Genomic DNA, 14,484 nt, shown 5'->3' on the forward strand with positions numbered 1-14,484 from the left:
AGTCTGGCTGATGCCGACTTGACTAACGAAATTTAAGAAAATCCTTATTTCTTCTTGATCTTAAACACAGAATCTCTGCGGTGAACATTTCCCGAAATGGCTAATCCAAATAGGTGAAGTCCAAAGGTTCAGGAAACCCAAATTCAAATCCCGTTGCCCTGATTTTTTCAGATGAGATCAAGCGGTCGTTCCCTTCAGGCTCATTTTGGTAGCTGGCAGGCGGAGCGATATTCAAATCTTGGGAAATCCTTGCGTACAAATCACGACGAAGTGGATGGGAGGGAGCAACTCCGTTAAAAGTCTCATTCCAAAGCTCTTTTTCTACAATCCAAGTCAACATCTTGGCTGCGTCGCTGCGATGGATAAAGTTGACGCGCGTATGCCCGGCGACGTTTTCCTTTCCGGTAAAATACCGCAGGGGAATCCGGTCATCGCCCAAAAGCCCTCCAAACCGAACAATCGTCAGGTCGTAATTTTTGTCTTTCTCCATGATTTGCTCCGCTCTGAAAATCGTCTCGTGACCGACGTTTTCCAAGGTGATCGGAAAGTCCTCGGCATAGTTGTGATCGCTGTTTTCATTGGGATAGACTCCCGTGCTGGACACGAAGATGACCTTCTTGACAGGGGAATTGTCCAGGAGACTTTTCAGGTATTTTATCTGCTCCAGGTGAAAAGCACTTTCTCCGCTTCGGCTTCGGGGAGGGATGTTGACGATCACTATTTCGGATTGGAACAGCTCATTGAATCCAACTCCCTCTGGATGCGGATTTAGAGAAAAACGGATGGCATTAATTCCTTCAGACAAAAGTCTCGCCTGCTTTTCCGAAGTTGTCGTGGAGCCTTTTACTTTAAATCGATCTTTCAGCAAGTGAGCAGTCGGTGTCCCAATCCAACCCAAACCGATAATGGAAACAGTTTTCATTTAAATTTTGATTTGCTGGAAGGGCATCTAGAAACTGATTAATGAGGTAAAATCTATAAAAAATCCCTCAAAGAGCATTAAACTCTTTGAGGGATTGTATCACCTATAAAGCTATCGTTAGTCTTTCTTTGGCAGCGTGCCAAAGAGGAAATCCCAAAGAGGTGAACTTACTCCGAAGGAAACGTCCGGATCTTTGTAGTGATGAATCGCGTGGTTTACCCAAAGGATTTTGAAGAAGTTTTTTGGGGGGTTGTAGGCATGGACAATATAGTGCACTCCCAAATACCCTGCATATCCAATCAAGAATCCAGGAAGGAAATACAGCGCATAATCCCCCATGAGCAGGCGGAACACCAAATAGAAAATCGCCGCATACGCCGCACTCACAAACGGTGGCATCGCCAATCTGTCTTTGTCTTTTGGATAATCGTGGTGAACGCCATGGACAGTGTACTGCAACTTGTCCTTGATAGGAGTATCCGGCGCCATGTGAAAAAAATGCTTGTGCATCATGTATTCCACGAAAGTGAAAGCGAACACCCCTAAAATCAACACCAGTCCTCCAACCGCTAATCCAATCTCGGTAGCGGTGGTGGCATAGTAAAACGACACCGAAGAGATGATAAAAAACATGGTTATCGGCACCAAAATGTGTGTTCTGGAAATCTTCTCCAAAAGAGGATTAGAAAACATCTTGGCCGTTCCGAAATTATCGGGCTTGTCCAATCTTCCAATCTTTTTCATAGCTAAATAGTAGGTTAAGAAAGCAGATGACAAGAATCTTTCATCTGCTACACTTAGTGCAAATGTACGATATTTTGAGTTTTGAGGGAATAGGCGGAAAGTGATTTACATCAATAATTATCAAACTCCACTCATGACCGTGTCTATCGTTTTCTTGTAATAAGCTTCGTACATCGGTAGGATTTGGGCGATATCAAATTCTTTTGCCCTGGCAAGCGCCCGATCTTTGAATCCCTGGAGGTTTTCATCCGCCAGAATTATCTTCGCTTTCTCTGTCAAATCTGCCACATTGCCGATTTCACACACAAAGCCTGTCACCCCATCCACATTTAGCTCGGGAATTCCTCCTGCATTAGAGGACAAAACCGGCACTTCGCAAGCCATGGCTTCCAAAGCAGCCAAGCCAAAGCTCTCTTTTTCCGAAGGCATCAGAAACAAATCCGCCACGGACAGCACTTCCTCTACGGCATCGAGTTTCCCCAGGAAGCGTACGTCGTCACAGACACCCAGCGTTCGGCAAAGTCGTTCCATTCGGTCACGCTCTGGACCATCTCCTACCAGCAATAGTTTTGCAGGCATGGTCTTTCTCACCTCAAAAAATACCTGAATCACATCCTCCACCCGTTTTACTTTTCGGAAGTTGGAAGTATGAACGAGTAGCTTTTCATCATTTGGACAAATTGCCTTTTTGAAATGCTCCTTGCGCTGCTTCTTGAATCGATCCAGATCGATGAAGTTGGGGATCACGTCAATTTCCCGTTTGATGTCAAAATACGCGTAGGTTTCTTTTCTCAAATCCGCCGACACAGCCGTGACCCCATCAGATTCATTGATGGAAAACGTCACCACAGGCTCATAGCTGGGGTCTTTGCCCACCAATGTAATATCGGTACCGTGTAGAGTCGTAACGATCGGGATATGAATTCCTTCCGTCCTGAGAATCTGCTTAGCCATATAGGCCGAAGATGCGTGCGGAATCGCATAATGTACATGGAGTAAATCCAGGCGTTCATACTTGACCACGCTGACCATCTTGCTGGCTAGAGCGAGCTCGTAGGGAGCAAACTCAAACAGCGGGTAGCTCTTGATATCTACCTCATGATAAAAGAGATTTTCGCTGAAAAAATCCAGCCTCATCGGCTGTTTGTAAGTGATGAAATGTACCTCGTGACCGACTTTTGCCAGGCCTTTACCTAACTCCGTGGCTACCACTCCGCTTCCACCAAAGGTGGGGTAACAAACGATTCCTATTTTCATTGGGGGCCTTTCGGGGCTTTTTTGGATTTGTTTTTTAACACGCTACTGATGCAATTTTGTTCAAAATATATATTTTTTTCCTCCTCTGCTTGATTTTCAGTCACATGAGTTCATATAAAAGTGATTTTTAGAAGTCCGAATTCAGCGTATTTTTATCCCGACTTTAAAAAGCCTTATGAGAACCTACTACTTGATTTATGGATTTTTGGTGATGTTGATCGCTTGTCAGCCTGCTGAAAACACTGACTCTAAAAAGGGAGAAATCAACACAGAAAATCTTTGGGGAGAAAATCCCTGGCCGGAAATCCGCAAAAAGAGGATCAATGAACTTTTGCCGAAGGCTCTCAAAAATGCCAACGTGGACAGCTGGCTTGTGATCTGTCGGGAAAACTATAACGACCCGCTCGCGCCGCATGTCGGTGGAGAAAATGCGAGCGGAACAGCGGCTTTTTTGTTCTATTCGGATGAAAGCGGATTTCATTCCCTCGTTTTCTCGCCGGAAGGTGAGGCCACGGCTTTGGATGATTTAGACATTCATGAAAAAGTGGTGCGCGTGCCCAGAGGTGAATCTGCAGTAGCCCATGCGGTGGATTTTATCCGGCAAAAGGGATTTAAATCCGTCGCGATTAATACGTCGGACAGCAATGAAATGGCAGATGGCTTGACGCACAGCCAATACGCTGAACTGTCGAAATTGCTTGGAAAAGACGCCTCTAAGTTGGTCTCCTCCGACGAACTAGTTTATCAGTGGCTCTCGATCAAGCTGCCCGATGAAGTCGAGATATTGACCAAGGCAGCGCAATTGGCTGCCGATTTTCAAGTAGAAGCTTACGCGATGATCGAGCCGGGAAAGACCACTGATGCCGATGTTGCCAAATTTCTCAAAGCCAAGATGGCCGAATGCGGAGTCACCGACGCTTGGCACCCCGACCAAAATCCCAATGTCAACTCAGGTCCCGATCGAGGACATTCCCACGCCACGGACAAGGTCATTCAACCCGGAGATGTGATTCAGACAGACTTCGGAGTGAAACTATACGGCATCTGGGTGAGCGACATCCAGCGATTTGCGTATGTGCTGAAAGACGGTGAAACAGCCGCCCCTGCTGACATTCAGCAATACTGGGAAAACGGAAAAGCAGGAAGCAGAGCGGCGCTCGCCGCCATGAAACCCGGCGTAAAAGGAGAGGATGTAGATCGCGCCCAGCGGGATCTCATGGACGCCGCGGGCTCCTTATACGTACCTTGGAGTACCGGGCATCCTGTCGGTTATGTGGCGCATGATGTGGGGCCAAACCTCGGCGGCGCCAGGATTGCCATTCCCAGACCGGCTGCCCAAAAGCTATTGAAGGAGGGGATGGTTTTCGCCTTTGACGGATTCCACTGCTGGAAGCAGGACGATGGGACCGAGAAAACTATCTCGGTCGAGGAGATGGCGGTTGTGACTGAAAACGGTGCTAACTACCTAATCACCCCCCAAGAGGACTTGATCTTGGTTGGGAAGAAATAAATCGGGTCAAATAACCAACAGGAAAGCGCCGGGAAACTGGCCTTTCTTTGATTTCTATTAGTTGTTTTGGATTGTCTCAAGCCAGTTAAAGTAATCAATCCAAACCGAGCTATCTACCAAAATCACGGCCTTCTCTCAATTCGTCCAAATTCCCTTCCCATTTTAGTTTTCCTTTTAACTCCCTTAACCGCTCTTGCTTTTTCAGGGATACCATCTGCTGTAGGGCGGATTCCAAAGCCGCTTTCTTGGTCGTGATCCCCGTCAGCTTCATCGCTTCTTGGATCAGCTCTTCGTCGATATCAATGTTGGTTTTCATGTGTATGTTTTTGACAAAATTTCACTTTTGGTTTTGAAAAGGTTTTCCTCTTCCAGCGCTTCCCTCTGAGCAAGTTTGGAAAATACCCCTGCCCGAGCAGTAATTTTCCGATTTTCCAATCTTTCGATTTTCCAAATGGTTACCTTTGCCCCAACCAAATCTTACCCCCGCCATGAACGAGCGCTACATGCAGCGCGGAGTTTCCGCATCCAAAGAAGACGTCCACAACGCCATTTCCAAGCTGGACAAAGGCCTTTTCCCTCAGGCATTTTGCAAGATCGTAGAAGACACCTTGGGCAATGACCCGGACTTTTGCAACATCATGCACGCGGACGGTGCTGGCACCAAGTCATCTTTGGCCTACCTCTATTGGAAAGAGACCGGTGATCTGAGTGTCTGGAAAGGTATCGCTCAGGACGCTATCATCATGAATACCGACGACCTGCTCTGCGTAGGTGCGATCAACAATATCCTTGTTTCCTCCACGATCGGGAGAAACAAAAACCTGGTACCCGGTGAAGTGATCTCCGCGATCATCCAAGGCACTGAGGAGGTACTTCAGATGCTCCGTGACAACGGCGTCAATGTCGTCCTGACGGGCGGAGAGACTGCCGATGTTGGGGATTTGGTACGGACGATCATCGTCGACAGCACGGTAACCTGCCGCATGCGCCGCGACGAAGTCATTTCCAATGACAAGATTCAGGGAGGCGACGTCATTGTCGGACTTTCTTCTTTTGGCCAAGCCAACTATGAAACGGCCTACAACGGCGGAATGGGAAGCAACGGCCTCACTTCAGCAAGGCACGATGTTTTCAACAAAGTCCTGAAAACAAAATACCCTGAAAGTTTTGACCCGGCTGTGCCGGAAAGCTTGGTTTACAGCGGTAAATACAACCTGACTGACGCTGCTCCCGGCACTTCGGTGGACATGGGCAAGCTCGTGCTTTCTCCCACCCGAACCTACGCGCCGATCATGGTCGACGTACTCAACTACATGCGTCCTCACGTCCATGGCTTGGTACACTGCAGCGGTGGAGCACAGACCAAGGTCCTTCATTTTGTAAACAACGTCCATGTGATCAAGGACAATCTATTCGACACCCCACCTTTGTTTCGCATTATTCAGGAAGAAAGCGGCACAGACTGGAAAGAAATGTACAAGGTATTCAACATGGGGCACCGCATGGAGATCTACCTCGATGAGCGTCATGCCGAAGAGGTGATTGACATCGCCGAATCCTATGGCGTCGAAGCTCAGATCATTGGGCGAGTCGAACCGTATGAAGGCAAAAAAGTGACAATTAAGAGCCCGCACGGGACCTTTGAATACTGATCGATTCGAGATTTGAAGTCTGAGATTTGATATTGGCGCTGAGTCGAAAGCTTGGCATATTGATTTAGACATCTCCTCATTGGAAAAATTTAATGGAAAAAGCTAGCCGGTCATTTTTATCCAAAAGCTTGAAAAAAGCCCTCCAGGTTACCTTGGGGGCTTTTCTTGTTTTAATACTCATGGCGCTCATACTCCTTACCAAGGTAGACCGAAGTCCAATCGAGTCACAGGACTTTTATCGCGAGACCTTTGATCGTCTGGAAAACACCCCTTGGAAAGGTTCTGAGGGAGACTATTGGCTGGCAGGCTGGGGAAAAGAAAACGTCACCCCTGACCAACCTGCTGAGTTGGTGGGATATGCGCCTCGCGGCCCTTACGAGTTTGTCCAGGACAGTAGCTATGTCAAAGCGATCGCGCTGAGCAATGGAAAGACGCGGATTGCCTGGCTCAATTTTGAGCTTCTCATCGTTCATCCCGAGCTGGCACGAGCAGTGGAGGATGGGGTTAAATCTGCCGGAATCACCATCGATCAATTGATTTTCACGGCGACTCATACCCACTCCGGCATGGGTGGATACATGCCCGGACCGCTGGGTGAAATGGCCTTTGGGGGATTTGACCAAGGGATTGTAGACCTGCTCGTAGACAAAAGCGTCGCCGCACTTCAAGCTGCAATCTCTTCTCAGGACACGGTTTCCTTGAGCTATCGCAAAGTGAATGCTGGCCAACTTGTCGCCAACCGTTTTATCAAGGATGGGCCGATTGACCCTTTTGTCCGACAGTTGATCTTCACAAAAAAGGATGAAAAAAAGGCAACTTTCTACACCTATTCCGCACATGCCACCACGCTAAGTTCCAAATTCATGGGTCTATCCGGCGATTATCCCAAGTATCTCAACCTAGCTTTGGAAGTAAGAGACTATGATTTTTCGCTCTTTGCCGCAGGCACAGTCGGTAGTCACCGCCCACTTGCTCCCGGTAACACCCCGGAGAAAATCCAAGAATATTCCGCCAGCTTGGACTCTGCCATTTGGCTGGAAACCGATCAGGCAGACACGCTGGAAAATCCAAGAATCGTCTATTCTAGGTTAGACATGAAACTGCGCACACCGCATTTGCGGATCTCCGACAACCTGCGGATCCGCCCCTGGCTTTTCAACTATCTATTGGGCGACACCAATCCACATCTCGACATCACCCAAATCGGGAATTTGTTGATGATCACTTCCAGTGGTGAACTCTCAGGAGTGTTCTACGAAGCTTGGGATAAGCTTGCCAGACAAAACAACCTGCAATTGATCGTAACCACGTTCAATGGCGGCTACATCGGCTACATCACCCCGGACGAGCTCTATGACGAGCATTTCCATGAGGTGCGTGAGATGAATTGGTACGGTCCCGGCAATGGCGCCTATTTCGACAACTTGATCAAGCGAACGATCGAAAAGGCAAACTGACGAAATGAAGTCAGTTTTGTCCTGCTAAAAGCAACTTGAGTCCTAAGAAGCAAGAGGTCGCATGCTTACTTTTGCACAAAGTACAAGCTAATGGCAAGCAATCCTTCCCTCCTGTCCAGTGTCCTGACCTGCAAATGTCCCAGATGCCGTAGAGGCCGTATGTTTCCGGCAGGCACCCTCATTCATCCGATGAAGTTTCACCAAATGAATACCCATTGCGCGACCTGCGGACAAAGCTTTGATCCCGAACCTGGATTTTATTTCGGCGCAATGTTCGTCAGCTATGGGGTTAATACTGCGTTTTTTATTGCTGTTTGGGCGGTACTTGCACTACTTGTCGAAGACTACAGCTTGACCACCTTACTCGTTTTATTAGGCATTTCCGTGCTTGTCTTTTTGCCACTTACTTTCCGTCTGAGCCGTTCGATTTGGATTGCCGTCTTTGTTCCTTTCCAAAAAGCAGCAGCACAAAATCTCCCCTAAATTCATTGTATTGCCTGTTGCAATCTTTTCCAGAATTGGCCACTTTCGACCATGGCCAAGGAAAGTCTTCCCATCTACCAAATTCCGGATTTTGAACCTGAGCGATTCGACTCGGCGACGTTTTACTATTCCAGATTTGGCCGCCATCTGCAAAAGCACAAGTTTATCCAGAAACCTCACAAGCACGATTTTTACATCGTATTGCTTGTGACGGCGGGTTCGGGAACGCACTCCATTGACTTCAAAGAATACGAAGTCACTCCCGGTACAGTCTTTTTCCTCCAACCCGGACAGGTTCATTCCTGGCAGCTTTCGGGAGATTCTGAGGGGCACATACTTTTCTTCGGTACGGAGTTTTACAGTTTTGGATTCCCTGCCAAAAACCTCGGCAGCTTTCCGTTTTTTGCTTCTTCAAACTATCCTTGCTACTTGAGTTTGCAACCTGAGCAAAGTCGCGGCTTGGATATTTATTTTTCCGAAATAGAACAGGAAACCCAGAATGCGGGCTGGGCAAAAAAGGAAATGCTCCGAAGCTATACCGAGATTCTGTTGGTTAAGCTCGGAAGAATCTATAAGGCTGCTCATAGCTTAGAAGATATCGCTCTGGCCTCCGAAGATCGATTTAAGCTGCTGGAAGCGGTAGTTGAAGCTCATTTTGGCACCAACCGCCATGCTTCCTTTTACGCAGACCAACTCAATATGAGCTTGAAGCAGCTCAACCGACTGAGCAAAACCTCGGTCGGAAAAACTATCTCCGAAATCTTGCTCGACCGGGTGATCCTGGAATCGCAGCGACTGCTGACGTATTCCGACGGGACAGTTGCAGAAATTGCGGCTCAACTTGGGTTTGACGACCCGTCCTATTTTACCCGGCTTTTCCGAAAAAAAATCGGCGCCACGCCGGAGCAGTTTCGTAGATCAGTGCGCTGAATCCTCCATCCGCCCATATACCCTAGTTCGTATCCAGCCTTTTCGCCAGGTTTTTTCATCCAACAGCCTCCAATCTCCCGAGCTAAAAAATCGGTCGAAATCAGGTAAATCTGTTCGGGGATGCTTCGCAAAGGTGCGAAACCCAGAGATCATCAGTTTTTGAATTGAGCTTTGGAGAAAAGTCTTGGGTGGAAAGAAATCCGAAAGAACAACCTTTCCGCCCGGCTTGAGGGCATTACTGATTGCAGAAAGAATAATCTGGATATCTTCGTCGGGCAAGGAGTCCAAAACAAAAGGGAGAAAGACAGCGTCGAATTTTCCAGTGCCCGGCCATCCGCCCAAGTTTACTTTGATCTCGCTTTTTCCCAGATTCCTCCTCGCTAAATCAGCCATTTTCGACGAAGTGTCCCAATATTCACCGAAAAAATTCCCGTCCCAATCCCGGTAAGCCATGCCATCTCCACCGCCTAGGATGAGGATGTTTTTGCCGTAGGCTAATGCTGAAAAAACTTGGTTTGCTTCAATCAGATCTTTACCAAAAACCAACCTGGAAAGGGGTTGGTATATTGGAGCAAGAAAACCATAGGCATCAGACATCAGTTACAATAAGATAATTTGGCATCGATCATAACCCAGAAGTGAAAGACAAGAATGGTCGATGACAAGGAAGTATCTGGTTTAAAGAGATGAATTCTCCAATTTAGTCTATTGCTGACGATTTATATAAATTGAGAATCATGTCTTAAATCTCTTGCCCAGTGTCTCAATTCTCCCAAAAAACCAATTTTTATGAAAAATCTTCTCAAAAAAATATCCGGAATCCGCCAGTTGCTTCGATCCGTGGATGTGGACCAGATCTCCAAGCTTTCGCAGAAAGTCGATCTTCCAAAGATGGTCGGCCTCGTGTCCAAGATGAGCGAGGAGGATCTCAGCAAGATGATGGGCATGCTCAAGGGTGGTAGCAAACCGAAGGTGATTCCGGCTGTGAATGGGGATTTTTATGAATTGGGGAAAACACTCAATCCCGAGGAACGGGAGATCCAGCTCAAAGTCCGGGATTTTATGGAGCGTGAAATCAAGCCGATTGCAAATGACTATTGGAACCGAGGGGAATTCCCCATGCAAATCATCCCCAAGATGGCCGAGCTCAACATCGCTGGATTGACCTACGAGGGTTATGGATGTCCGGGACATTCGGCCTTGCTCGAGGGCTTCATCGCCATGGAGATGGCACGGGTGGACACCTCCATCTCGACTTTTTTCGGGGTGCAAAGTGGTTTGGCGATGGGCTCTGTCTATCTATGCGGCTCTGAGGAGCAAAAACAGGAATGGCTTCCCGCGATGCAAAAACTGGAAAAAATCGGTGCATTCGGCTTGACCGAACCGGAAGTGGGGTCGGGCGTGGCGGGAGGATTGACCACAACTTGCAAGCGTGAGGGTGATACGTGGGTGCTGAACGGCCAAAAAAAATGGATTGGAAACGCTACCTTCTCCGACATGACGGTAATCTGGGCCAGAGATCTGGAAGATCAGCAGGTGAAGGGATTTGTCGTGCGAAAAGGTAATCCAGGGTTTTTGGCCGAAAAACTCGAAGACAAGATGGCGCTGAGAACCGTCCAAAATGCACTGATTACCCTGACCAATTGTGAGGTTCCGGAATCCGATAGATTGCAGGAGGCGAATTCCTTCCGAGACACTTCCAAAGTCCTTCGCATGACCCGAGCCGGAGTGGCTTGGCAGGCGGTCGGTTGTGCCCGGGGTGCTTACGAATTGGCGCTTGCCTATACGAACGAACGCAAGCAATTTGGCCGCCCGATTGCTTCTTTCCAGCTGGTGCAGGATCTTTTGGTCACGATGCTTGGAGATCTGACTGCAATGCAGACGATGGTTTTTCGGCTATCGCAGATGCAGGATGCCGACGAACTGCTGGACGAGCACGCGTCGCTTGCCAAGGTTTTTTGTACGCTTCGGATGCGCTCGATCGTGGATCACGCCCGGGAATTGTTTGGCGGCAATGGGATTTTGTTGCGGCACGATATCGCCAGATTTGTGGCGGATGCGGAGGCAGTGTACAGCTATGAAGGGACGAAGGAGATCAATTCCCTGATCGTAGGTCGGGCGATCACCGGACATAGTGCGTTTGTGTGATCTACGAGGAAAATTAGCCGCAAATACTCAGAGATTTGTCTACCGTGGGCTGTGTCCCACAGACCACTTTCCACTTCGGTTAAACTGGAAAAGCTAAGTCCAGCTTCTGGAGAAGCAGGACAACTGCGAAACCTTAACGTGCCTTGCGCCTGCGGTAAAATCCCACTTTCAAAGAAAATAAAGCAGCAAAGGCAACAAAAAACTCACCTCCATCTGCATGCGCTTTCGTTCCGTGTTGAGGCCTTTCTGAAAAAAAGTCAGGTAATGAATCAGTGCCATCAGTAGTATGATGCAGGCAAAAGGGCGGTAAAAGGAAGAAAGTAGAATAAATCCCGCGAGGGAAATGAAGATCAGCCCAAATGCCAACCTTCGAATCAACTGAATCAGCAAAATAGGGGATAAGGTCAATGCAGCTGAGAAAAAACCGACTGTCCGATCCTCGTCCTGATCCAGAAAAGATAGCATCAGCAGATTTAAAAAGGCGATACCCATATACATCGGCAAAAAGATCACCGACTGCCAAACCAAGTCCAACCCCGCCGAGCGGAGTAGGGGAAGCCAGACGATCCCGACGACATAAAAGACAGCGATGGAAAGTTCCTTCATCCAGCCTGGCCCTATTTTTCGGATCAGCAAATTGCTACCGCAAATCAATCCTGTCAGTACCAACGTCAGCTGAAGCTCCTTACCCCAGCCGAACCACCAAAAAGCTCCGATCATCCCAATCAAAATTGTCATACTCAATACAAGAGTCAGCGGCTTCCAATTGGATTGGTGAAATGCCCTTCGAGGTGATAGCGGCAATTCCTTATTTCTGACGTCCAACAAGTGGTCTATGGTGTAGATACTCCACACCGCCATCCCCAACAGCACGTAGGCCGGCCAGTGCAAACTTGCTCCCAACAGTTCTTCAAAAAACAGCATCCCAGCCATTGCTCCAATTGCCACGTCGATTGATAGCCAGGAAATGTATTGAGCAAAGTGCTTGAGGGGAGTCATTGCCTAAAATTAACGCGCGAAAAGGGACTGTTCACTGAACGAGGTCAGTTTCTGAGCAACTTTTTATATTTTGGGGAAAAATCAAACCCATAAACCAGTTGACTTTCCTTCAGACTTTCATCTGGGGACAAAACCAATTCCCATGAAAAAACTTACACTCTTTTTTGCAGCACTTTTTGTGTCTTTCCTTGCTTTGGCTCAGATGCCAATCAAGGTCGCCTTTGTCGGCAACAGCATCACCCAAGGCCCAGGCCGTGACAATCCCGGCAGCTATCCGCTTCAGGTCGGAGCGCTTTTGGGCCCATCCTATGAAGTAAAAAACTTTGGCGTCAGCGGCCGTACGCTCCTGAGAAAAGGGGATCATCCGATCTGGAATGAGCCGCAGTTTCAGGAAGCAAAGGATTTCCAGCCAGACGTTTTGTTGATCAAGTTGGGCACCAACGACTCCAAACCCCAAAACTGGGCGCACAAGGATGATTTTGTGAAAGACTACTTGGACATGATCGCGGAGTTTCGTGCGGTGATGCCCAAAGACGGTAAAGTCTATGTGATCATTCCCGTGCCTGTCACTCGTGAAAACTTCGGGATCAATCCCGTGATCATGGATAACGAGCAACGCTTGATGCTCTTTGAAATCATCCAAAAGTCCGGCGCCGAAGTGATCGACCTCTATACGCCGCTAAAGGACAAGTCGGAACTGCTGCCAGACGGAGTCCACCCGAATCCCGAAGGGTTGACGATTATGGCTGAGGTGATTGCGAGGAGGATTAGGCTCTAGTCAACAGACGACGGACCACGGTCGACGGTGGGTTCAAAGAACCTCTATGGCCCCACCTCAGATTTTTCGGACTCTCCCGGTTCTTCCCGATTTGCAATCTGGAAGGGTTATGATAGGATTTTCAATTCGTCTTCGAAAATAAAAGACCTGGCAGGCTTCGAACTTGCCAGGTCTTTTTTTGTCCAATGAACCGTAAACTGATCAATTCACTTTTAGTAATTTACTTTTTGTAAATTACTTTTTATAAAATGTCACGATAGAGTTACTTGATTACAAAAGCACTTTTTCTCGAAAAAGAACTCATCTACAAGGAATATGACAGCAGTGGAGCGATCTATTACAAGGTGTATGATGGGTTTTTCGAGAGGTGGATACAGCGGGTGTTTTAACTCGGAAAATAAATTTTCATCAATTTCAAAGCTGCTATTCCAGTAGTTCAACCCTTTCAGGGTTGCTCTTCATCCCTCGCCTTTCTTATCCCCGCATTTCATACGGGGCTATTCAAGGTTCGACCACTTCGTGGTCATGAATCCCACCTTCAAATGCGATCCTGAAATACGACCCTGAAAGGGTCAAACCTTGAATAGCCATGGGTGCAACCCATAGAAAAATGGAAAACAAAACCCTTCCCCAACCCTGAGGGGGTTGAACGCTACACGCAAATACCACAAAAAAACCACAACTCTTGCGAGCTGTGGTTCCAGGTTGGGATCTATTGTGATTACTTTCCTCCGAGTGCTTCTGCACCTGCGACGATCTCCAGGATCTCATTGGTGATAGCCGCTTGACGGGATCTGTTGTACATCAGTTTCAATTCCTTCAGCAAGTCACCGGCATTTTCGGTTGCCTTATCCATGGCTGTCATTCGAGCCCCGTGCTCGGAAGCATTGCTCTCCAAGATTGCCTTAAAAAACTGGGTTCTGAGTGCCTTTGGCACCAACTCCTCAATGATAAACTCACGAGAGGGCTCCAGGATGTAATCGGTTTCTGTTGCAGTTGTTTCTTCAGTTTCGGCAGAAGCCATCGGCAAGAACTGCTCGGTACGGATGATTTGCGTAGCAACGTTTTTGAACTCGTTGAAGACCAAAATGACCTGATCAAACTCTCCGTCCACAAATGCATCCATGGCGTAGTTGGCTGCGGCTCGGATATTTTCAAAAGACAAGTCATGAAATAAGGTCGAATACTGACCTACGACGGTAAACTTCGACTTTTTATAATACTCGAAAGCCTTCTTGCCTACTGGCAAGATCGTCACCTCAGCTCCGGCAAACTGTGTTCTGATCGCAAGGTTGGTAGCCTTGATCACGTTGGTGTTGAAAGCTCCGCAAAGACCTTTGTCTGAAGTGACCGGCACCAAAAGTACCTTTTTCACTTCCCGCTTTTCAGCATAAACAAGATCCGTTGCGCCTTCAGAGGCGGCAGACACATTGTTCAGAATAGCGGTCAACTTCTGAGAGAAAGGACGCATCTGGATGATTCTGTCCTGAGCTCTTCTCAGCTTGGCGGCGGATACCATTTTCATGGCCTTGGTGATCTGCTGTGTAGAGATTACCGAGTTGATCCTTTGCTTTACTTCCTTAAGGTTAGCCATCAGTGAGTTG

Annotated in this window: 14 protein-coding genes; 7 read left to right on the forward strand and 7 right to left on the reverse strand. The window is 47.8% G+C overall.

All coding sequences use genetic code 11. The features are described 5' to 3' along the window. Nucleotides 1-100: 100 nt before the first annotated feature. The 3 genes from ABD031_RS14520 to bshA form a co-directional block, all read right to left on the reverse strand. Nucleotides 101-922, reverse strand: coding sequence for a Rossmann-fold NAD(P)-binding domain-containing protein (locus ABD031_RS14520; RefSeq protein ID WP_343852716.1), 822 nt, complete (start codon nucleotides 920-922; stop codon nucleotides 101-103). A 117-nt stretch (nucleotides 923-1,039) separates the two neighbouring features. Further along, nucleotides 1,040-1,666: a sterol desaturase family protein gene (locus ABD031_RS14525; RefSeq protein WP_343852718.1), complete on the reverse strand. Its 627-nt coding sequence runs from the start codon at nucleotides 1,664-1,666 to the stop codon at nucleotides 1,040-1,042. Nucleotides 1,667-1,786: 120 nt separating this feature from the next. Continuing rightward, nucleotides 1,787-2,923, reverse strand: a complete 1,137-nt coding sequence (bshA, locus tag ABD031_RS14530) for an N-acetyl-alpha-D-glucosaminyl L-malate synthase BshA (RefSeq protein ID WP_343852720.1) — start codon at nucleotides 2,921-2,923, stop codon at nucleotides 1,787-1,789. 175 nt (nucleotides 2,924-3,098) lie between these two features. On the opposite strand from bshA, the gene ABD031_RS14535 reads away from it, so the two are divergent. Next, nucleotides 3,099-4,433, forward strand: a complete 1,335-nt coding sequence (locus ABD031_RS14535; protein WP_343852722.1) for a M24 family metallopeptidase — start codon at nucleotides 3,099-3,101, stop codon at nucleotides 4,431-4,433. A gap of 109 nt (nucleotides 4,434-4,542) precedes the next feature. Here ABD031_RS14535 and ABD031_RS14540 read toward each other — a convergent pair whose 3' ends face one another. After that, a complete protein-coding gene (locus ABD031_RS14540) occupies nucleotides 4,543-4,749 on the reverse strand; it encodes a type II toxin-antitoxin system VapB family antitoxin (RefSeq protein ID WP_343852724.1) in 207 nt (68 codons plus the stop codon). 172 nt (nucleotides 4,750-4,921) lie between these two features. Here ABD031_RS14540 and ABD031_RS14545 point away from each other — a divergent pair, with 172 nt between their 5' ends. The 4 genes from ABD031_RS14545 to ABD031_RS14560 all read left to right on the forward strand — a co-directional run bounded on the left by ABD031_RS14545 (nucleotide 4,922) and on the right by ABD031_RS14560 (nucleotide 8,955). Next, nucleotides 4,922-6,085: an AIR synthase related protein gene (locus ABD031_RS14545; protein ID WP_343852726.1), complete on the forward strand. Its 1,164-nt coding sequence runs from the start codon at nucleotides 4,922-4,924 to the stop codon at nucleotides 6,083-6,085. A gap of 179 nt (nucleotides 6,086-6,264) precedes the next feature. Next, nucleotides 6,265-7,542: a neutral/alkaline non-lysosomal ceramidase N-terminal domain-containing protein gene (locus ABD031_RS14550; protein ID WP_343852728.1), complete on the forward strand. Its 1,278-nt coding sequence runs from the start codon at nucleotides 6,265-6,267 to the stop codon at nucleotides 7,540-7,542. A gap of 204 nt (nucleotides 7,543-7,746) precedes the next feature. Then, nucleotides 7,747-8,025 (forward strand): DUF983 domain-containing protein, encoded by a 279-nt coding sequence (locus tag ABD031_RS14555; RefSeq protein ID WP_343852730.1) that lies wholly within the window; start codon nucleotides 7,747-7,749, stop codon nucleotides 8,023-8,025. 51 nt (nucleotides 8,026-8,076) lie between these two features. After that, a complete protein-coding gene (locus tag ABD031_RS14560) occupies nucleotides 8,077-8,955 on the forward strand; it encodes a helix-turn-helix domain-containing protein (protein ID WP_343852732.1) in 879 nt (292 codons plus the stop codon). Here ABD031_RS14560 and ABD031_RS14565 read toward each other — a convergent pair. Continuing rightward, a complete protein-coding gene (locus ABD031_RS14565; protein ID WP_343852734.1) occupies nucleotides 8,944-9,552 on the reverse strand; it encodes a class I SAM-dependent methyltransferase in 609 nt (202 codons plus the stop codon). The genes ABD031_RS14560 and ABD031_RS14565 overlap by 12 nt on opposite strands. Nucleotides 9,553-9,744: 192 nt before the next feature. Between ABD031_RS14565 and ABD031_RS14570 the strand changes: the two genes are divergently transcribed. Then, nucleotides 9,745-11,103: an acyl-CoA dehydrogenase family protein gene (locus ABD031_RS14570; protein ID WP_343852736.1), complete on the forward strand. Its 1,359-nt coding sequence runs from the start codon at nucleotides 9,745-9,747 to the stop codon at nucleotides 11,101-11,103. A 168-nt stretch (nucleotides 11,104-11,271) separates the two neighbouring features. Here ABD031_RS14570 and ABD031_RS14575 read toward each other — a convergent pair whose 3' ends face one another. After that, on the reverse strand, nucleotides 11,272-12,102 hold the full coding sequence (locus ABD031_RS14575) for a UbiA prenyltransferase family protein (RefSeq protein ID WP_343852738.1): 831 nt from the start codon (nucleotides 12,100-12,102) through the stop codon (nucleotides 11,272-11,274). Nucleotides 12,103-12,244: 142 nt separating this feature from the next. Between ABD031_RS14575 and ABD031_RS14580 the strand changes: the two genes are divergently transcribed. Further along, nucleotides 12,245-12,880: a GDSL-type esterase/lipase family protein gene (locus ABD031_RS14580; protein ID WP_343852740.1), complete on the forward strand. Its 636-nt coding sequence runs from the start codon at nucleotides 12,245-12,247 to the stop codon at nucleotides 12,878-12,880. A gap of 721 nt (nucleotides 12,881-13,601) precedes the next feature. Here ABD031_RS14580 and atpG read toward each other — a convergent pair. Continuing rightward, a complete protein-coding gene (atpG, locus tag ABD031_RS14585; RefSeq protein WP_343852823.1) occupies nucleotides 13,602-14,474 on the reverse strand; it encodes an ATP synthase F1 subunit gamma in 873 nt (290 codons plus the stop codon). Nucleotides 14,475-14,484: the final 10 nt, after the last annotated feature.

The organism is Algoriphagus jejuensis (assembly GCF_039523455.1).
Classification (GTDB): domain Bacteria; phylum Bacteroidota; class Bacteroidia; order Cytophagales; family Cyclobacteriaceae; genus Algoriphagus; species Algoriphagus jejuensis.